This is a genomic window from Myxococcus virescens (assembly GCF_900101905.1).
Lineage (GTDB): Bacteria > Myxococcota > Myxococcia > Myxococcales > Myxococcaceae > Myxococcus > Myxococcus virescens.
Map to the genome: position 1 here is coordinate 103,703 of NZ_FNAJ01000019.1, position 19,150 is coordinate 122,852.

Here is a 19,150-nt window from a genome sequence, read left to right on the forward strand (position 1 = left end):
CTGCGGAGGTGACGCACGCCAGGGCACGCGCTACCTGCCTGCGCGATTCGCCGCGCGACACTCCCACCACCGGTGCAGTCGTGCTTCAGTCGCCTGTCTATTCGTCCCCGCCGTTGTCAGCCGAGCCGCCGTCGTCATCTCCTCCGTGGTCATCGTTGCCCAAGACGACCTCGCGCACCAGCTCCTCCCCTTCACGGACGCAGACGTCTTCGTCCGTCTCGTCGTGCTCGTCACCCTCGACCTCCAGCGTGTAGCAGCCCGCAGGCAAAGGACCGATGCGCACCTCGCCGCTCGATGCGTCCACCTCCAGATCATCGAACACGGTTTCGTCCACCTCCACCTTGGCGCGCGGCGGGATGCCGCCCTGGCTGTCCCGCACGCGCACGGTGATGAAGCCTCCCAGGGGCGCGTCGATAGTGCCCACGTCGATGATGCGAGCTCCCTCTGCCAGCACCTTCGTGCGGGCAGCCCGAGTTCGCGAGGCAACCAGGAACAACTCCACGGAGGTGGCGGGGACGTCCCTCAATTCGAAGCGCCCGTCTGGGGACACGCTCGCGCGTAGGTCGGGCTTACCGAACACGCTCACCACCGCCACGTCGGACTCGACTTCGAGGATTCGCCCGCGCACGGTGCCCGCCTCCAACGGCCCGTTGTTGAATCCGCCACAGGCTCCCGCGACGGCCAGCGCCGCCAATGCCAGGAACGACGGATGTCTCGACGCACGCATCAGAAGCGATACCCCCCACTCAGCAACAGGCCACCGAAGCCCACCACGCGGGTGCGGCCGTCCACCGGGACATAGGCCCAGAGCAGCTGCCCCTTCGCCTCCAGCACCAGCCGGGCTCCCACGCGCCATGACACTCCCCCCATCCAGCCAGGCCACACCGTGAGGTAGCGCTCGTCCTGGCTCAATAGGTCCAACTGGAAGGAGCGCTCCAACCACAAAGCGGCCACACGCGGCCCCGTGGACACCCCCAGCCGGCCCCACTCCCACGAGGGGCCCACCGTCACACCCAGCATCACCGCGCGGTGGCGCACCGGTACCGTGCCTCCCACGTCGAGCCTCAGTGACTGACGCCCCTCTCCCATCACCAGCTCCACTCCGACGTCCAGTCGCTGCTCCAGCAGCACACCGCCCAGCCGCAGGCCCACTCCCGCCATCACCGTGGGAGGCAGCACCTCGCGGCGGCTGCGCCCATCGAGGAATCCCAGCGCGCCCACCTCCAGGGAGGCGGTGCGACGGTGGCCCTCCGCCAGCTCGCTCAGCAGCGAGTCCAGCGCGCGCCGCTCACCAAGTTGGAGCGCCACGGTGTCCTCCCACAACAGCTCGCCGCCCTTGTGGAGCCCCAGCTTGCGCTTACCCTCTGGGAGCGCCACGCCGCCGGGCAGTTCGCCCGCGTCCACGCCATCCACCTTGAGCGTGAAGCCCTCCAGGCGCGGGCTGTAGGAGAAGACCTCCGGCTGTCCAGGCCGCGTCAGCGTGCCGGAGAGCAGCACCGGGTCCGCGCCCACTTCCATCATCCGCGCGCTCGGGCGCTGGCGGCCCTGGGTATAGGTCCACGTGTGGCGGCGCGCCCAGTCGTGCGCTTCGGTGGCGCTCACCGCGCCATCCCGGTTGCGGTCTCCACGGCCGTCGAGCGCCTGGATGAAGAAGTGCGTGTAGATGTCGTTGGCGAGCGCGTCGTCCTCGCGCGCCGCCTCGCCCCAATCACTGGCGGACAGGACGAGCGAGGCGCGACTGTCCTCTTCGAGCGGACGCGGAATGAAAGCGGCCTTGGTGCGCTCCAGTTCGTCGAGCACCGCCGGGGGCAGCAGCGACTTGCCCGTCCCGCTGTGACACGTGGCCAGCACCAGCACCCGCCTGCGCGAGGCCAGCCGCTCCAACTCCCGCTCCAGTGCCGCCATCTCCAAGCCCGTGCCCTGCACGTCCCGGAAGCGGGTGTCACGCATCACCAGGTAGCGCTGGAGGTCTCCTCGCGCGTCGCGCGCGAGCGTGCCGTGGCCCGAGACATAGACCACCACCACGTCCTTCGGCCGCCAGGGACGCGCCGCCAGGGCCCGCAGCGCCTCCAGCACCGCCGCGCGCGTGGTCTGTTCGGGGCGGCTCAGCACCGTCACCGAGTGGAAGCCCCCGCGACTCGGGTCCGCCAACGCGCGCCCCAGGTCCTCCGCGTCCTTGCCCGGGTAACGCAGGTCGTTCCAGGACTCGTCGTCGTAGTGGTTGACGCCGATGAGAAGCGCGTGCCGCTCACCCTCGTGCGCCGACGCGAGCTCCGCCAAATCCAGGCGCACTCGCACTGCCCGCCCCTTCTCCCCCGTGCTGACGGCAGCACAGGCGGAGAGCGACAGGAGGGTGAGCCACAGGACGACGTGGAGGCCGGGACGGTTCACGCACGCACGCTCAGGGGACAACATACCCCGGGTCCACACGCAAGCGGAGCCGGGCCTGGGTCGCTTCCTCGGGCACCTGCCGCTGGGCCAGAGCCGCGCCTCGCGCGCCCTCGGAGTAAGGGCTACGTGGCCACGCGGCCAGCACCAGCGCCCTGGGCCCCTGCTCACCTTCCAAGGAGACGCCCGCCAGCTCGCCCTCTTCGCTCAGGTCATGCGTGCCCACCTGCAGCGTGTATACGCCCAGCATCTGCGCGGGCCCGTCTGGAGACTCCAACACGAGCAGCGCGTCGGCGACCTCGCTGGAGCGGTAGCGCACGAGCACCACCGCGCCCGAGGGGAGCACGGCGTCCTCCGTCACCGCGCGCAGGCTCCCATCCGGCAGTTGCGCGACCGCTGTCAGCTCCAGCGACATCACCGCGCCGCCCTTCAGTCGCTGCGACGGTCCTGTGCGCGAACCCGTCAGCAGCTCCGGGTGGACCGCGAAGGTGACCACGGCCGCGACGGCCACGGCCACGGCACCGGAGAGCCACACGCGGCGGGGGGCGAACAAGCGACGGCGCAGCCGTGCCCAGCCCAGCGCGTCCTCGCGCGCGGGCGTGAGCGCCCCGAGTGCCTCATCCGCCATCGCGTCCAAGCCGAACACGGGCTCCGCGTCCGCCCCCTCGAGGAACGCCTCGCACACCTCGCAGGGCCTCGACAGGTGGTCGGCGAAGTACGCCACCTCGTCGGGTGACTTGTCTCGCAAGGCCCGCAAGTTGCGCGCATCCAGGTGTCTGCCCGCGTCGCTCATGGCTCATCCCACTCCCGCGGCCAACAGCCGCGCCAGCAACTCACGCTTCACCCGCGCGCGAAAGCGCTCCAGGCGCATCGTCACCGCGCTCTTGCCCAACCCCAGGCGCTCGGCGATCTCCCGCGCGCTCAGTTCCCCCTCCAGATAGAAGAGACGGACCGTCTCCTTCTCGGGCCCCTCCGGCAGCGCTTCGATGAGCTCGCGCACCACCGCCACGCGCCGCTCCAGCTCCAGGAACGGAGGATGCGCGGGCGTCGTCGTCTCCAACTCCAGCGCCAAGTCCTCCACCGCGCGACCTCGGACCTGCGCGCCCCGACTGAGCGCCTGCGCATGGTGCCGCGCAATCGTCACCAGCCAGCTTCCAAAGGCGCGCGGGTGCTGGAGCCGTGGCAGCTCCCGGAAGGCACGAACGAAGGTCTCCTGAACCACGTCCTCCACTTCCGCGGGACCCAGCGCGGAGTAACCCAGCGCGGCGCGACGCACGGACCCATGGAATCGCTGGTACAGCTCCCGGTGGGCATCCTGCGCGCCCCGGGTCGCCCGCTGGATGCAGGTGGAGAGTTCCTCCTCCGTCACGAGATGTCCCCCTCGCCCATACCACGAGACGCCCCTCGCCCTCCGTGGAGGTTCCACATGGACACGACGTGGTTGCCTGCTCCACATGCGTGCGCCATGGCCCACACGCGGGATGCTCCGGTCCACCGGACGCACTCCACTCTCCATGCACGCACACAAGACATGTCTCCCAGTCAGTACCCCGCCTTCAAGGAAGGAGTCACGAGCTGACTGTCGGCCACACCCCGCCCCACTCGCACGAGCACGACGCGTCGCGATGTGGCCGATAAGAGCCTCGGTGCTCCTTCCTTTTCAGACCGGGGATTTTCGGGCGGCTCCAGGCCGGAGGCGTCGCGCGCCAGCTCCCCTCGACACCAGGAGATGAAAGGTATGCGATTCATCGGCTTGTTCACGTCCCTCATGTTGTTCTCGGCGTGCGGCAGTGAGGAGAGCGTCAAGGTCGGATTGAGCGCCCGCGTGGGCGCCTCGAGCGGGGCCCAAGCGGTTCCCGGCAAGGTCGCCCAGCAACTCGAGGCGTCCACCGGCATCACCATCGACCGTGTCCGCCTCTCTGTTCGCGAGCTGGAACTGGAGCATGAGGGCGACGACCGCGATGACGGGCAGCAGGGTGGACTGGATGAAGACCGTCCGGACTCGCGCGACGACGACTCCGAGCAGGAGATTGGCCCGTTCCTCATCGACCTGTCGGAGGAGGACCTCAACGGCAGGGTCATCCGCGTGGGCAACCTCCATGTGGAGCCCGGCATCTTCGATGAAATCGAGTTCGACATCGGCAAGGTGTCCACCACGGAGGCCGGTGAAGACTCGGCGCTCAAGGAGCTCGCACAGCTCGGCGCGTCCGTAGTCATCGACGGCTCCATCGATGGCCAGCCCTTCAGCTTCGTCTCCAGCATCCGCGTGGAGCAGGAGCGCGAGGCCCACTTCGAGGTGAAGCAGGGCGAGGAGCCGAACATCACCATCAACATCGACCCCACTGGCTGGTTCGTCGATGCCGAGGGGCAGCGGTTGGATCCTCGCAATGAGTCTGCGCGCTCCATGATTGAGAACAACCTCCGCCGCTCCATCGACGCCTTCGACGACGACGACATGGATAGCAACGAGGATGACGATGACAATCAAGATGATTGAGTCCGACTGAGTGGAAGCGGCCCGCCCCTCAATTGCGTGAGGAGCGGGCCGTGTCCTTGTGGCTCTCAGCCGCGAATGTTGCAGGTCTGAGCCTGCTCCGACTCCGTAGACACCTGAGCTGTGGTGGGGTGCACTCAATCCCTGAGGGCGCGGGCTCCGGGGCCGGGGGCGCCGACCACCGCCACAGCGTCGCGGAGACGCTCGGATGCAACTTCGGAGGCGCGGCAGTGGGGGACGAAGGCGGGGCCGCAGCCAGTCCCACACTGGAGTTCAGCACCACGGCGAGCACCGTGATGACGCCCGAAGACAGCCGCTTGGCACGCCGCCCACCCGTTCTCTGGAGTCGCCGCGGGACATCGCCGGCATTTCACGCAGCCCCAGCAAATCGCTCGGCCGTCACGAGGGCGCTGGGGTGCGTGAAGTGTCTGGGATTGGAAGCTTGGGCGTCACGGAGGGCTCGCAGTGGGCGGCGCCCCCATGCCATCGCCGCTTGCCTCAGCGGACGCGTCCGTTGCCATCAGCGATGCCTGCGCTCTGCAGCGTGGAGAGCAGCGAGGAGTTCTTCTCGGCGAGGACGACGGGAACGTCCTGGTCCCCGAATCGGACGGTGCCCCGTCCAGCCGCGCCCGCGGTCTGCTGCGCGCCCTCCAGCCCCATCAGCGTGTTGAAGCTGGCCTGGGACGTCACCACCATTCCCTTGAGGTTTCCCTGGAGGGGAACCTTCTCCCAATGCAGCTGCTCATTGTTCTCCTTGACGGACGTGTCTTTCACGGTTTCGTTGAAGGCGCCGTTACGGCCCGACTCGGTCTGCTTGCCCCACAGCTGCTTCGTCCGCTTGAGCGGATCCCCTTGAGGGAGGCCGACCTGGTCCTTTTTGGCCGCACCGGGCACCAGGCCCCCGTTGTCCGTGGAGGACGCCCGCCACCCATGGTTGGGGGTCTGCAACACATTGGGGCTAAGGATCAGTTGCACCTTGCTGTCATTGCTCCCCACGCCATAGCCCTTGGAAGGCCAGTCGGCCTGCTGCGTTCCCACGGCGCGCGTGTAGACAGCCAGCGCGCCACCGCCGTGCTTGTCCGCCGGCCGCGAATAGCGGCCCGCCTTTCCCTCCCGGCTGTAGGCGGAGTTGAGTTGGCCCTGCTGGAGGGCACTCTTCACGTGCTCTGGGGCCATGCCATGGGTCAGGCATGAGGCATTGTCCAGGTTGAGGGCAGGCGGGGGGCGGCCGGCGATAGGAGGGGCCAGCGGGGGGCAGGGGCCCTGCGGATGGTTGACGCGCGTGGTGGAACTGCCTGCGGCCTGCGTGGAGGTGGTCGCCGGAGTGCTGAAGGTGCTGATGCCTTGATGGGATTGGAGGGCTGTTTGGGTGGGATTGGCGGGGACCGGCCTGGGGAGCCTGCTCTGGTTGACGACGTTCGAGCGGTCGGGGAGCGTCGTCGCGCGGTTCGGAGTGGGACGCAGTCCTTCCTGGCGAGCGTTGGCGCGAGAGCGGGTAGGCGTGCTGACAGGCTTGGGGATTCGGGACATGGCTTTGATGCTCCAGTTTCCGAGCGGCGCCGGAGGGTGTTTGGAAATTCAGCCACAGTCTTACCACCCGCGCCAGCGGAGGTGCTGCCAATCGCCCGCCCGTGCCCGACACGACGCCTGATTGCCAATCCAAGGCCCACTATCTCCTTTCGGACAGTGCTTCGCCCTGGAGGCTCAGTATTCGATTGGTTCGAGACGTTCACCGCCGCCTTGGTCCCGCGCACGCGAACGCGCGGGCCCGTCCTTCTCGTGGTGTTCCGATAGCAAACCCCGAAGGGCAGCCAGTCACGCTGCTTGCGCGCGTCATCAGTCCAAAAACGTGACTGGTAATGCGGATGCTGGTCTGCCGCGGACTCAGTGTAGGGTCAGCGGTACGCAGTAAAGCGCCCTCGCGCCATGAAAACGTTCTCGTCATCGATAATGACTTGCGTGCTTGCATCTGTGCGCCAGACATCGATGAGTTCCAGCACTCGCGTGGAGGTGAGGGGCCAGACGTCACCATGCGGAGGCTTCTCGACGAGCACCCATTCATGGGCGCGCCCCTCGTCCGGCTGTGGGCCACCCACGGCGTATATCTCGCTGCGGTCCGCCAGCAAGGCGACAAGGTTGCTGCTCAGCAGCGCCGAGCCCTCGCTGCGCTGGGTGAGCATGTCCACGCCCCGAGAGAGGCTCGCCAGTCGCTCCGGTGTCCTGGGACAATGACGCGGGGAGGTCTGGGGAGAGACAAGCGTGCTCGTGAGCTTCCGCAGGTTCGGCTCGTTGCTGGCGAGGAGCACCACGCTGGTGGAGGCGATGACCCACCAGGGAGGGCTCCGGGTGCGGAGGACAGGCAGGAAGCCCATGAGCGCCGCGGCGACAACCGGTACGCCATAGTGAAACCGCCAGGCCATGCCGAGGAAGCGGATGCCCAGCATCGGGAGCAGGACCAGCAGCCAGGTCCAGTCGGGCCGCAGCCGTTCACGCCATGCCCAGACTCCCAGTGGGACGAACAGCAGCGTCAGGGTGCCGATGCGCGACACATGAGGCGGAGCCAGACGGAGCGAGAGATAGTGGAACCAGCCTCCCTCCATCCCCTGTCTGAGGCGGAAGGTGTAGTCCACGGTGGGGCCCAGGAGCCAAGGGCGCAGCCCGTAGACCCATGCGAGCCAGGCGAGCGACAGCGCCCCCACGAATGTCGCGAGGCGTCGCTCCCCCCGGAGGACCAGCGCGAGGGTCAGCATGACGCCTCCGAAAGCGAACTCCTCCTTGCAGGCAAACAGGAGGACCAGCGACGCCAGGAGCAATCCTTGGCGGCGCAGATGGAAGGCCAATCCCGTCAGCACCCAGGGCAGCACGGACCACGTCGTCGGGTGGACGGGGAACTTCATGGCCTCCACCATGCTGGGACTCAGCAGCAGGAGTGCCGCGAGCAGAACCAAGGCATTGCGGCTCAGCAACCCCTTCAAGTGGAGCCAGAGCAGGGGGGCCACGGTGAGCAGCACGAAGAGTGCCTCGACGGCCAACGCGGCCCACATGGGTGGGATTATCCACGCCAGAGGATGTGCCACCCAGAGGATGGGGTCGAAGTGGTCGTTGAAGATGAAGACCTGCCGCGCGCTGATCCACGGGTTGGGCTCCGCCAACGACAAGCGCGCCACTGCCTGGGAATAGATACCCAGGTCGAAGTTCGGGAAGCATCCCTGCGCGGCCTGAAGCCAGACAGGGACTACGACGAACACCCCCCAGATGAGGACCACGAGAAGCAGGGCCATGGCCCCCAACCCGTGCCGCACGCGTCCGGGGCTCGAATCACTGGTGGAAGGAACCATGGCGCCAAGTCGAGGCGATGTTGGCAACGGTCGTGGGCTCGTGCCGACTATCGCTCTCCTACGGTGTCAGGTCCCACAGGCAGTGTCACGGCGTTGGACGAAGGGGACCGCCGGAACAGAGCCATGCGTCCTTGTCAAACTGCGTCGGGACGTGGTTGAGCAACAGCAGAACCCGGACTGGGCCTTTGGCGACTCCTCGGTGCGTGCAGTGACAGTCAATTATCACCCTGGCTGTAATAGCGCGTCCATCCCGCCCGGACGCCGGGAACGAGGCGTCGGCTTCCCGTCAATCCGAGAGCAGAGCGCCCGGGAAATGTCCCACGGAATGAGGGCCATGCGTCTCGCTTTGGGGGACGAGCCTCCCCCAACGCCCGTACCGGGCGAGACTGACGATGGGGCGGGTATCGGCCCAGGGGTGAGGTCCGTCCGTGCGCAAGCCGGTGAACGAGGTCGAGCAGACCGAGGGCTACTACCGTCGCTACGGTGAGGCCGTGCATCGGCGTTGCCTGCGCCTGCTCGGCGACGAGGCGCTGGCCTGGGATTCGACGCAGGAGGTGTTCCTGCGCGTCCACGCGAACTTGAAGCCGCTTCGCGCCGCAGGCTCTCCGTTGTCGTGGCTGCTCACCGTGACGGACCGACAGTGCTTCTCGGTGCTGCGCCGCCGGCGCACCGAGGCCTCCCTCGCGCTGACGCGACTGGCGCCGCTTCCGGAGGCCATCGCTTCCCCAGAGGCCGCGCTGGAGCGGCTGCTGGTGGATGCGGACCTGGTGAGGCGCGTCCTCGCCCACTGCCCGGAAGACGTCCAGCGCGTCGTGGCCCACCGCTTCATCGATGAGCTGGAGCAGGAGCAGATCGCCGCGCTGCTCGACGTCTCGCGCAAGACGGTGCAGCGCAAGTTGCAGACCTTCTTCGACACCGCGCGGCGGCTCCTGGACGTCGCCCCCCGTCTTGAGCCGAGAAAGGGAACGGCCCCCGCATGAGCCCCTCCTCCATTCCTCGCTTCCCAGGCGTACCGGACCTCATGCTGGAGCGCTACCTGTGTGACGAACTCTCCGCGGAAGAGGCCCGGCGCGTGGAGGAGGCGGTGCGCGTTTCGCCCGCGCTGTCGGCGTACCTGCGCGAGCGACGGGCCGAGAAGGCCGCATTCTCCCTCGTGCGTCCCTTCGGTCCGATGCGGGCGCGGCTGGAGGCGCCGCGTCCGAGCCGCTGGCGCAGGCTCTGGCGCTGGAGCCAGCCCGTGCTGGTGCTTGGCGTGGTGCTCGCGGCGGTGCTGCCACGGCTCGTCACGTTCGAGGAGGTGGAGCGGGTGCGCGTGCGCGGCGGCCTCACCGCGCGGGTGCTCGTCAAGCGAGGCGAGGCCGTCTTCGAGCAGGGGCCCGGCGTGGTGCTGCGCTCCGGCGACCGCGTCCGTGTGGAGGTGGAGGACGCGGAGGGCGGCGCGCTCTATGTGCTGGCGCTGAGTGAGCGAGGCCGCGTCACGCCACTCCAGGGTTTTCCGACCACGGGCGGGGCGCTGACCCTGGGGCCGGGGCGGTGGGTGTTGCCCGGGAGCCTGGAACTGGACGATGCCCCCGAGCAGGAGGCGTTGGTGATGGTGCTTGCGGCCGACGCCAGGGATGCACCTTCGCCCGAGGCCGTCCAACGCTGGCTGGAGCAGGCGGCGCGGGAAGTCGATTTCCCGCCGACACTCACGCCGCTCCCCGGCACCCGCCATGCCTTGCGTGCGCTGCCCAAGGAGCTGCCGTGAGTGCCCGAGACTCGCGCGTGCTCGGCGCGCTGCTCGTCCTGCTCTCCGTTTCGGCCGCGAGCGCGGAGAGCCGGTTCTCCATCAGCGTGGGACACAACCTGGGCCTGGACTCGGATGAGCCCCTGCGCTGGGCTCAGCAGGATGCCGAGCGCATGGACGCGGTCTTCGGCCAGCTTGGCGGCGTGCCCGAGGACCGCCGCCTGCTCCTGCGCGGTGAGTCGGTCTCGAATCTCCGGCTGGGACTGGCGCGGATGCGAGGCCGCCTCGAGGAGGCGCGGCGCGCCGGAGAGCGCACGCTGCTGTTCTTCTTCTTCTCGGGGCACGGCGACGAGGCCTCGCTGCGCCTGGGAGGCGAGGCCCTCCCGCTCGCGGAGCTGCAGCGGCTGCTGGCCGAGGTCCCGGCCACCGTCACCGTCGCCATTCTAGACGCCTGTCACAGTGGCGCGCTCGTGCGCGGCCGGTCCAAGGGGCTCAAGTCCGCGCCCGCCTTCGATGTCTCCTTCCTCCGGCAGGTGGGGCCGGAGGGCCGCGTGTTCATCGCCTCCGCCGGGGCACACGAGGTGGCGCAGGAGTCGGACAGCCTCCGGGGCTCGTTCTTCACGCACCACCTGATTTCGGGCCTGCGGGGCGCGGCGGATGTGGACGGCGATGGCCGCGTCTCGCTCACGGAAGCGTATGCCCACGTCTATCATCGCACGCTCGCGGGCTCGCATGCCTCCACGGCGGCGGTGCAGCACCCGGAGCTGTCCAGTCAGCTCGCGGGAGAAGGGGACCTGTTCCTCACCACGCTCTCGCGGGCCCATGCGCGGCTCGAGCTCCCCGCCGCGGTGGGGGACAGCGTCGTGCTCGTGGACGAGCGCACGCTGCACGTGATGGCGGAGGTGGCGCCCCGGGCCGAGGACCCGGTGAGCGTCGCACTGCCCTCGGGCCGCTACCGCGTGCAGGTGCGGCGCGGCCCCCAGGTTCTCTATGGCAAGGTGTACCTGCCCTGGGGCGAGAAGCAGCGCTTGAATCCCGAGTCCCTGGAGGTTCGCACGTTGGCCCTGCACCAGCGGAAGGGCGCGCTCCTGGACGCCAGCACCTGGCGACTTCAAGCGGCGCTGGGCGCTGGGCGCTCCTCGACGCAACTGGGAGGCTGGGGACCGCAGGTGGGCGTGCTGCTCGCGCGCGAGGGCCCTGGAGGACGGGGGTTGTCCTTCCTCGGGGGCCTCACGCTGGGCGCCACCCGGGGCTCCACGGCCGCGCAGAAGCTCGAGCAAGTCGAGATTGGGCTGTGGAGTGGCCTGGGCCTGGCCGGCTCGGTGGGGCGCGTCTGGGCGGGCGCCCACGCGGGCGTCGGCGTGCTGGGGCTGGTCCAGCGCGCGACGAGCCCGGATGCGGAGCGGCGCCGGGAGGTGGGGTTGCCCGCGTCGCGGACGCGCGCGGGCGCGGGAGCCGCCATCCTCGCCACGCTCTCCGCCGAGGTGCCGGTGAGCGCGAGCACGGGCCTCTTCGCCCGGCTGGGCGGCCATGTCGCGTTGATGCGCGAGGACGACGAGCTCAGGACGCAACTCGCACCACAACTGATGCTCGGTTGCACCTGGGGACTGTGACGTCTGGAGCCATGTCCCACGGCGCGCTGTTCGCGCGTCTCCTTGCTCGCATCGACCCGGTGGCCCGAGCGCTTCCGAAGCAAGGCGTGCGTGTCTCCCGGCTGATGCCTGTCACGTGACATGGGATTGCTCCCGTGGACCGAGAGGAGAGCCAATATGACGACGATGGGACGTGGTTTCTGGAAGTGGGGACTGCTCACGCTGGCGCTGGTGGGATGTGGAGGTGTCCTGGGGGACGAAGCCGAGGACGAGCCGATGCTCACGCTCGAGGGCACGCTCCAAAACACCGCTTCATCCGAGCTGGGCAGTGCCGACCGGCTGCGAGCCGCGCTCCTCTGGGACACCTGGCCCAAGGCCGTCGTGGACTGCATCGTCCAGGGAACGACCCCGGGGGGCTTCGCCAATTGCCAGCGGCTGAGCCCCAAGTCGTCGTTCCACCACCCTGGGGTGGAAGTCCAGGTGGACGGCCGCTTCCCCAACACCTTCAGCATGCCCCTCCGTCGCCTGCCGGAGCCTGGAGCACTGATGGGGGAGGAAGGCTCCTGGCTGGGCGTCGCACATGTGCTGGCGTACGTGGACGGCAACGGCAACAGGAAGTTGGACCGGGTCTCGAACGAGGCCACTTCGAGCACGGACATCGTCGTCGGGTTTCAAGAGGGCTTCAGCGAAGACTCGACGGAGACCTCCAGCATCGTGTATCGCGAGGGCGCGCTCCACCCGATCTTCAACAAGATGTTCCCGAACTGCCCAGAGGTTCCTCAGGGGTACTCGGTGCTGACGGTGCGTTACACGTCCACCTCCGAGGAGTGCTTCCTGAAGACGCGCAAGGTGGACCTGAACATCATCCTGGAGGCGCAAGAGGCCTTCCAGGAGCTCGCTTGTGTTCAGCCCAACGCCTTGGTCCTCATTGACACGGTGCGCGCCTCGACCCAAGGGCCGCCCCCTCCGGGGAGCACCCAGCGCTGCGGCACGTATGTGTATGCCGCGTCGCGCCTCGAGCAGGTGTTGTATGTGAACCCCCATCCGGAGCGCTTCTGCTCCACCGCGAACACGGTGGCGTACACGTTGCGTGACTACTGGGATGGCACTTGGGATGACCGGGACTCGCCGCCTTCCTGGTGGCCCTGCCCGGTGACCACGCCCTGAGGTCACGACCGCAAGGGGGCAGGCGCGCTGCCCCCTTCGCGGCCTGGTTCTCCTGTCGCTGGCGGTCCGCTGCCGAGCGCTCTTGCGGAAGAGCCGAAGCCGTGATGGCCTTGGGGGCTTCGCCTAGTTGAGCTCAAACTCAATCGGATAGTGGTCGCTCACCAACTTCATTGAATCCGTAGTCAGATTGAACTTGGTGTCAAGGTACACGGTGCGCCCCTTCGCGGCATGCGCGCGCAGCTTATCGCCTGCCACGACGGCTCGGTCGTAAGGGCAACTCGCCTTGCCGACAGAGGACTTGGTGTCGTCCCCGATGAGCCAGGTGAAGCGAGAGTCCGAACGCAGGGGATTCGTCTCCCAATACTTCTTGGCAAAGTAGCTACAGCCTGCTTGCCAGTCCCCCATGAGGATGCCGTTCTTGATGTTCCAGCGCTTTGCCGCGTCGTCGTAGACCTTCACCAGGGAGCCTATTTCTGCGACCGCCGCCGAGGACTCCGCGTGGAGTGGAACGACGAAAAAATTCTTCGCGGTTGCCTGGGTGGTGCTGAACCTGACGACGAATGGTTCGCGTGCGAAGAGGTCGGCGGAGTCGGCATAGTGGTAGCTGTCGACCATCTTGAGCGCGCTCTTCTTGTAAATAAAAGCGTATTGCTCCGTTGTATTTGCCCGACCCAGACGATTGCTTACGAGGATGCTGTATGCGTTGCCTGTCGCAGCGTTGAGTTGCTTCATGAGGGCCGTCGTCGCGATGTCGGTCGGATCTCTGATTTCCTGGACAAGGATGAGGTCGTACTGCTTGACGGTATCCACGATGACTCTCATGACGTCCGCGTTCATCACCTTCTTTTGACCGAAGACCTGGATATTCCAACTCGCTACTTTGATGGCAGCCGAAGCTTCCCTGGCCCATGTCATCAGGCCCAGGACGAAAAATGTTGCGACGAAGGTGCGTGTGAAGGTCTTCAGGGCAAGCATGATGTTTCGTCCTTTCATTGCTCCTGCAGCAAGAGCGCTCAGGCTGGAAGTATGCGCCGGCACCGCGGATTCCGTACTGCTGATTCCCAACCCTGAGCTGTCCGATTTGACGGGGGCAACTCCAGAGGCTTGGTCCCGAATTCCAGCAAACGCGATGCCAGGAGTGTCGTTGACTGCTGCTCGACCGGAGGCGCTGTTTGGAAGTCCGGCGTCTGCTGTGGCAACGCGGCTGTTGACACGTCAGCCCCTGAATGTGACGTGTCAACTTTGATCTGCCCCCGTTCTTCGGGCCACGAGTTACGAGAGTCCTGCGGAGCTGCTGAAGCCGTGCTTGGAGGAGGTTGACCGGAGTCGGCATGGGCGCGACGAACTCCGACTGAGAGTCCCCCGCTTTCGTGGCCACCCCGATGTAATCGAAGGGTGTTTGATGTCGGAGAGCGAGAAGAAGCAGAGGCGGCAGTGGTGTAGCTTCGGCCTGGAGTTCAAGGCCGGGGCGGGGAAGCTGGTACTGGAGGAGGGCACGTCCGTCGCGGAGGTCGCGCGGAACCTGGACCTGACCGAGACCGTTTTCCGCAGATGGGTGGAGCAGGCCAAGACGGACTGGGGCCAGGGCAAGCCGGGCGCCCTCATCAGCGAAGAGCGGGTGGAGTTCACCCAGTTGCGCAAGCTCGTGCGCCAGCTCGAAATGGAGAAGGAGTTGCTAAACAATGCGGCGGCCTTCTTCGGAGGGAGATGAAGTGAAGTTCCGCTTCATCCACGCGAAGAAGGCCGCACTGTCGGTAGCCTTCATCTGCCGCCAACTGGACGTCTCCCGCTCTGGCTATTATGCCTGGGCGAAGAGTCCCGAGTCGCAACGTAAGAAGAGCGACCGTGAGCTGAAAGTGGAGGTGGGGGCCATTTTCCAGGAGAGCCGCGGCACCTACGGCAGCCGGCACGTCCATGCGGAGATGCGCGCACGGGGCCGTCGCAGCTCCGAGAAGCGTGTCGCGCGCCACATGCGGCAGGAGGGTCTGGCGGCCCGCCGAAGGCGCCCCTCGTACGGACCACCGACAGCATGCACGCCCATCCCGTCGCTCCCAATATCGTGGCTCGTGACTTCCGGCCTCCGGGGCTCAACCGCACCTGGGCGGGCGATATCACCTACGTGTGGACTGCTGAGGGCTGGCTCTATCTGGCCGTGGCGCTGAACCTCTTCAGCCGTCGCGTCGTGGGCTGGAGCATGGCGGAGCACATCGACCGCCACTTGGTTCTCGCCGCTCTCGGCATGGCGCTCACAGGTGTTGTATGCGGCGGTGAGGGAGAGCTTGGCCACTCTGCTGGCAGAGGCGAGCGAGGTGGGGCACGGCCTGCCCCGGTATGTGGAGCGGGACTGCGCCTCGTGCCTGGAGTGTGACGTGCTGGCGCATGGCTTTGCGCGGGTGTGCTGCGGGAGCTGCAGGGACGAGCTGTTCGCCGCATTATCAAGGCGCGGTGAGCCCGCCTCTATCTTCGTGGCTGGCCGATCACTTCGTCACCGCCATGCTCCCAATCATGTGATATGAAGTCCCCGGCATGCCTGTAAATGCCGTGAAACCAGTTCAGGCAGAACCAGCCGAGGGAGGATGCGATGAAGAAGCTGATTTTCGTAGTGGCACTGGTCGCGGGGGCGACGACGGCGGTGGCGGGCATGGTCGGCGGTAACCAAGTCATCATCTCGACGGACAGCTCCGGCCAGCTCGAGGCCAAAGGCACCTTCTACAGCGTGCGGAACAGCTCGGACACGGTCCAGTATATCGGATGCTCGCTCTACGCTTATGATACGGGCAGCCACTCCGCTACGTGTTACGCCAGGTCGGCCACCGCCGAGTACGTTTCCTGCCACACCAGCGATGCGAATATGCTGAGCGTGGTCAAGACACTCAATCCCGCGTCCTATCTCTACTTCGTTGTAAACGCGAATGGGTCCTGCGACCGCGTCATCACTGTGAACGCTTCCTACAATCTTCCGTAGGAATCCACATGAGCCTCCGTCTGGTCGTGGCCGCCTCGGCGGGAATCCTCGTGGGCGCAGGCGGGATGTGGTTTGCGCTCGCGCCTCCCGCTGCTCCCGTTGTGCGGGCCCAGATACCATCAGCCGGTGCTCCCTCCACGGAGTCGTCGAGGGCTGCCATCGACGTCGATGCCATCCGCGCCGTTGTGCGCGAGGAACTGCGTGCTGCATCGATGGCCCCCCCTCCTCCGGTGGTGCTCGTTCCTGCTGCGACCGAGGGGCCCGCCTCTCAGAAGGAGGAGACGCCCGCCGACGAGGCGGCAACCGCGAATCTCAGCCCCGAGTATGGCGAGGCGGAGCACGTCGTCCTGAGTGGTCTCGCGCGGCGCTCGTGGTCGGCGGAGGACCGGAGTCGGCTCCAGGCGCTCATGTCCCAGCTCAGGCCCGCCGAGCGAGAGGCCCTCGCCAGGCAACTCATCGTCGCCGCCAATCGCGGTGAGCTGAAAGTGGACATCGAAGGACCGCTTTTCTGACTCTTGTTGAGCCCACGCTTCCGGGTGGAGTTCCTCGACGTGGGGCTCTGTGATGCGAGGGGGAATCAGGGACGCGCCGGTTGGGCGAGGGCACCTGCGGAAGCTCAGGCCGAGGCGGTAGATGAGGTGGTGTTGGGAGGGCTCTTGCCCGCCAGGCTCGTGTTCTCCCGTGCTTCACTCTTGTCCTCCACCTCCGCATCCACCTCGCCGTGCTCGGCGGGCGTCGCCTCACGCGCAGCACGCAGGGCCTGGGCGTGCCGGGCCTGGAGGCCCTCCAGCGAGAAGCAAGTGTGCAGCTCCTGGCGGGAGTCGGCGCCGCTCATGACGAACTCCTTCAGGCGCACCATGGCGTTGAAGTCGGTGGGGATGTCGACGCGCACGCGGCCTTCGGCCAGCGCCTCCTCGACGCCGAGGAAGTAGCCGGCAATCATCTTCAGGGTGTCGTCCTTGGAGACGGCGATGGTGGTGGCGCGCAGTTCCATCAGCTTCTGGTCCGCCTTGGTGGCGATGCGCGTCTTCGCGAAGACGTCGCTCCAGGCCCCGCGCTGGCCCGCAGTGGCTCGTCGCGCTGGGAGAATGGCGGACCGCGGACACTCCGCTCCGCGAGGCCGTCGCGAAAGCAACCGTTGCCACGCCCCCGCGTTGTCGCCGGGGCAGGCGGCTCGTAGCGTCGAGCGCCTCGCCTTTCTCCACCCGAGGCCCCTCGCCGCATATGCGAATTCCGCTCCGAGCGCGTCCCCTGCTGGTGGCGTGCGCACCGCTGCTGCTCTCCGGCTGCTTCCACCTCTTTGGAGGCGGGGGCGGCGGCAAGGCGGACTTCAAGCCGCCCCGCCGCGTGGATCCACAAGACGTGGCCGTGCCGGAGGGCTACCGCATTGAGGTCGTGGCCACCGGTCTGACGTACCCCACCGGCGTCGCCTTCGACGGAGAGGGCACGCCCTACGTCACCGAGTCCGGCTACAGCTACGGCGAGGACTTCGCCCCGGGCAGGCTGCTTCGGGTGGAGAAGGACGGCCGCCTCACCGAGGTGGCGAAGGGCGAGCATCAGCCGTGGACGGGCGTCACCTGGCACCAGGGCGCGTTCTATGTCGCCCAGGGCGGTGAACAGGGCGGTGGCCGCATCGTCCGCGTCACGCCGGGTGGCCTGATGACGCCGCTCGTCTCCAGCCTGCCCAGCCTGGGGGACCACCACACCAATGGCCCCGTCGTGGGACCTGACGGCGCGCTCTACTTCGGGGTGGGCACGGCGACGAACTCCGGCGTCGTGGGCCCGGACAACGCGAGCATGGGGTGGCTGAAACGCAACCCGGCCTTCCACGACGTGCCGTGCCGCGACGTCACGCTGGCCGGCGTCAACTACCCCAGCGCCAACCCACTCGCCTCGCAGTCGGGCCAGGTGCTCACGGGTGCCTTCGTCCCGTTCGGCACGGAGACGAAGCCGGGGCAGGTCATCAAGGGCGGTATGCCGTGCAGCGGTGCGGTGTTCCGGCTCGTTCCCGAGGCCACCACACCGGAACTGGTGGCCTGGGGGTTCCGCAACCCGTTCGGCCTGGCGTTCGCGCCCAACGGCCGGCTGTACGTCACCGAGAACGGCTACGACGTGCGCGGCAGCCGGCCGCTCTTCGGAGCTGCGGACTGGATGTGGGAGGTGGAGCCGGGCGGCTGGTATGGCTTTCCGGACTTCGCCGGTGGCAAGCCCGTGGATCAGGAGTGGTTCAAGGTGCCGGGTGGCGAGGTGCCCAAGCGCGTGCTGCAAGAGCCCCCTGGGACGCCGCCTCAGCCGGTGGCCGCCTTCGGCGTGCACTCGTCGTCCAACCGCTTCGACTTCTCCCGCAACCCGGACTTCGGCCACGTGGGCGAGGCCTTTGTCGCGCAGTTCGGAGACCAGGCCCCGGACACGGGCAAAACGATGGCGCCCGTGGGCTTCAAGGTCGTTCGGGTGGACGTGTCGAATGGCGTCATCGAGGACTTCGTCGCCAACAAGGACAAGGGCAGCGGAGGGCCGGCCTCGCGGCTGCGGAAGGCGGGCCTGGAGCGCCCCATTGACGCGCGCTTCGAGCCCAGCGGCAGGGCGCTCTACATCGTCGACTTCGGCGTCATGCTGGTGAAGGGCAAGGGAGACTTACGTCCCTTCCAGCAGACGGGCGTGCTGTGGCGCGTGACTCGCGCGACCCCGGAGGCGAAGCCATGAGGACAACCCTGCTCGCCGTGCTCGCCTTCACCACCCTGGCCTGTGGCCCCGCGCGCCGGGGCCCGCCCTTCGGCGCGCCCCGGCAGTTCACCGAGCAGGAGCAGGAGGGCCGAGTCCTCTTCATGCGCCACTGCAACCAGTGTCACCCCGGCGGCGCGGCCGGGTTGGGGCCGGCCATCAACAACAAGCCCCTGCCGTCGGTGGCCATGCGTACGCAGATACGCCATGGGGTGGGCGCCATGCCTGCCTTCACCGATGAGATGCTCGACGATGCGCAGGTGGACGCCATCGTCGCGTTCCTCAACGATCTGCAGGAGGCGAAGGACTAGGGGCTGTCCCTGATGAGCGCAGCCAAAGAAGCATGGATGCGACATGCAGGACGGCGAGGTAGCTCGTCGCCGTCTTGTCATGGCGGGTGGCGACGGCCCGAAAATGCTTGAGGTCGTGGAAGAAGCACTCCACCCGGTAGCGCAGCCGGTACAGGGTGCGGTCTAACGGCAACGCCCGCTTGCGGATCGGGTTTGAATGGATGACAGGCTTCATCCTGAGGTTCCGAACGTTGGCGCGGATGCGGTCGGCGTCATGGCCGGTATCCGCGATGAAAGCGGCGCCCTCGGCAGGGGCGCGATGCGGCCCCTCTCGGCATCGCTCAATTCATGTCGGCGCACAGCCCGCGTTGATCAGACCTGGCGCCAGCCAGCAGCTCCGATGGGGACCCAGCTCGATGGGCCGGATAACCGGCCCGCCAGGTCGATTGGCGAACACGAAATCAGGGAC

General features: G+C 67.5%; 18 protein-coding genes and 1 pseudogene. 10 read left to right on the forward strand and 9 right to left on the reverse strand.

The genetic code is table 11. From position 1 onward, the window contains the following. Positions 1-97 precede the first annotated feature (97 nt). From BLU09_RS33120 to BLU09_RS33135, 4 genes are read right to left on the reverse strand one after another with little or no spacing between them, the layout of a single operon-like run. Positions 98-727 carry a carboxypeptidase-like regulatory domain-containing protein gene (locus BLU09_RS33120; RefSeq protein WP_090494665.1) on the reverse strand — a complete coding sequence of 210 codons (630 nt, stop codon included), beginning with the start codon at positions 725-727 and terminating at the stop codon, positions 98-100. Next, complete coding sequence (locus BLU09_RS33125; protein ID WP_306440801.1) at positions 727-2,391, reverse strand: caspase family protein; 1,665 nt, start codon at positions 2,389-2,391, stop codon at positions 727-729. The genes BLU09_RS33120 and BLU09_RS33125 overlap by 1 nt, the downstream gene beginning before the upstream one ends. A 10-nt stretch (positions 2,392-2,401) precedes the next feature. Further along, a complete protein-coding gene (locus tag BLU09_RS33130) occupies positions 2,402-3,181 on the reverse strand; it encodes a hypothetical protein (RefSeq protein ID WP_090494669.1) in 780 nt (259 codons plus the stop codon). Between the two features lie 3 nt (positions 3,182-3,184). Next, complete coding sequence (locus BLU09_RS33135) at positions 3,185-3,757, reverse strand: RNA polymerase sigma factor (protein ID WP_090494671.1); 573 nt, start codon at positions 3,755-3,757, stop codon at positions 3,185-3,187. 369 nt (positions 3,758-4,126) lie between these two features. On the opposite strand from BLU09_RS33135, the gene BLU09_RS33140 reads away from it, so the two are divergent. Continuing rightward, entirely contained in the window at positions 4,127-4,885 is a 759-nt protein-coding gene (locus tag BLU09_RS33140; RefSeq protein WP_090494673.1) for a hypothetical protein, read from the forward strand. A gap of 495 nt (positions 4,886-5,380) precedes the next feature. Here the strand turns inward: BLU09_RS33140 and BLU09_RS33150 are convergent, their stop codons facing one another. After that, positions 5,381-6,043 carry a hypothetical protein gene (locus BLU09_RS33150; protein WP_186817867.1) on the reverse strand — a complete coding sequence of 221 codons (663 nt, stop codon included), beginning with the start codon at positions 6,041-6,043 and terminating at the stop codon, positions 5,381-5,383. A 734-nt stretch (positions 6,044-6,777) separates the two neighbouring features. Further along, on the reverse strand, positions 6,778-8,163 hold the full coding sequence (locus BLU09_RS33155; protein WP_090494679.1) for a DUF2079 domain-containing protein: 1,386 nt from the start codon (positions 8,161-8,163) through the stop codon (positions 6,778-6,780). Positions 8,164-8,648: 485 nt separating this feature from the next. Between BLU09_RS33155 and BLU09_RS33160 the strand changes: the two genes are divergently transcribed. The 4 genes from BLU09_RS33160 (at position 8,649) to BLU09_RS33175 (ending at position 12,705) form a co-directional block, all read left to right on the forward strand. Next, entirely contained in the window at positions 8,649-9,200 is a 552-nt protein-coding gene (locus BLU09_RS33160; protein ID WP_090494681.1) for an RNA polymerase sigma factor, read from the forward strand. Beyond that, positions 9,197-9,967: a hypothetical protein gene (locus BLU09_RS33165; RefSeq protein WP_090494683.1), complete on the forward strand. Its 771-nt coding sequence runs from the start codon at positions 9,197-9,199 to the stop codon at positions 9,965-9,967. Before BLU09_RS33160 ends, BLU09_RS33165 begins: the two co-directional genes overlap by 4 nt. Continuing rightward, positions 9,964-11,559, forward strand: coding sequence for a caspase family protein (locus BLU09_RS33170; protein ID WP_090494684.1), 1,596 nt, complete (start codon positions 9,964-9,966; stop codon positions 11,557-11,559). The genes BLU09_RS33165 and BLU09_RS33170 overlap by 4 nt, the downstream gene beginning before the upstream one ends. Before the next feature lie 156 nt (positions 11,560-11,715). Then, positions 11,716-12,705, forward strand: coding sequence for a hypothetical protein (locus BLU09_RS33175; protein WP_090494686.1), 990 nt, complete (start codon positions 11,716-11,718; stop codon positions 12,703-12,705). Between the two features lie 123 nt (positions 12,706-12,828). Here BLU09_RS33175 and BLU09_RS33180 read toward each other — a convergent pair whose 3' ends face one another. Further along, positions 12,829-13,680 (reverse strand): exonuclease/endonuclease/phosphatase family protein, encoded by an 852-nt coding sequence (locus BLU09_RS33180; RefSeq protein WP_090494687.1) that lies wholly within the window; start codon positions 13,678-13,680, stop codon positions 12,829-12,831. A 427-nt stretch (positions 13,681-14,107) separates the two neighbouring features. On the opposite strand from BLU09_RS33180, the pseudogene BLU09_RS40145 reads away from it, so the two are divergent. From BLU09_RS40145 to BLU09_RS33205, 3 genes and pseudogenes are all read left to right on the forward strand, one after another. After that, positions 14,108-14,959 (forward strand): annotated as a pseudogene (locus tag BLU09_RS40145) (IS3 family transposase); the annotation flags it as partial. A gap of 327 nt (positions 14,960-15,286) precedes the next feature. Then, a complete protein-coding gene (locus BLU09_RS33200; RefSeq protein ID WP_090494692.1) occupies positions 15,287-15,670 on the forward strand; it encodes a hypothetical protein in 384 nt (127 codons plus the stop codon). A gap of 8 nt (positions 15,671-15,678) precedes the next feature. Continuing rightward, positions 15,679-16,182 (forward strand): hypothetical protein, encoded by a 504-nt coding sequence (locus BLU09_RS33205; RefSeq protein WP_090494694.1) that lies wholly within the window; start codon positions 15,679-15,681, stop codon positions 16,180-16,182. 104 nt (positions 16,183-16,286) lie between these two features. On the opposite strand, the gene BLU09_RS33210 is transcribed toward BLU09_RS33205, so the two are convergent. After that, positions 16,287-16,664: a hypothetical protein gene (locus BLU09_RS33210; protein WP_244172239.1), complete on the reverse strand. Its 378-nt coding sequence runs from the start codon at positions 16,662-16,664 to the stop codon at positions 16,287-16,289. A 230-nt stretch (positions 16,665-16,894) separates the two neighbouring features. Here BLU09_RS33210 and BLU09_RS33215 point away from each other — a divergent pair, with 230 nt between their 5' ends. Both BLU09_RS33215 and BLU09_RS33220 read left to right on the forward strand, forming a co-directional pair. Next, positions 16,895-18,373 carry a PQQ-dependent sugar dehydrogenase gene (locus BLU09_RS33215; protein WP_090494696.1) on the forward strand — a complete coding sequence of 493 codons (1,479 nt, stop codon included), beginning with the start codon at positions 16,895-16,897 and terminating at the stop codon, positions 18,371-18,373. Next, a complete protein-coding gene (locus BLU09_RS33220) occupies positions 18,370-18,702 on the forward strand; it encodes a c-type cytochrome (RefSeq protein ID WP_090494757.1) in 333 nt (110 codons plus the stop codon). Before BLU09_RS33215 ends, BLU09_RS33220 begins: the two co-directional genes overlap by 4 nt. Here BLU09_RS33220 and BLU09_RS33225 read toward each other — a convergent pair. Then, positions 18,674-19,027, reverse strand: a complete 354-nt coding sequence (locus BLU09_RS33225) for a transposase (RefSeq protein WP_090494698.1) — start codon at positions 19,025-19,027, stop codon at positions 18,674-18,676. The two genes, BLU09_RS33220 and BLU09_RS33225, sit on opposite strands and share 29 nt — an antisense overlap. Positions 19,028-19,150 lie beyond the last annotated feature (123 nt).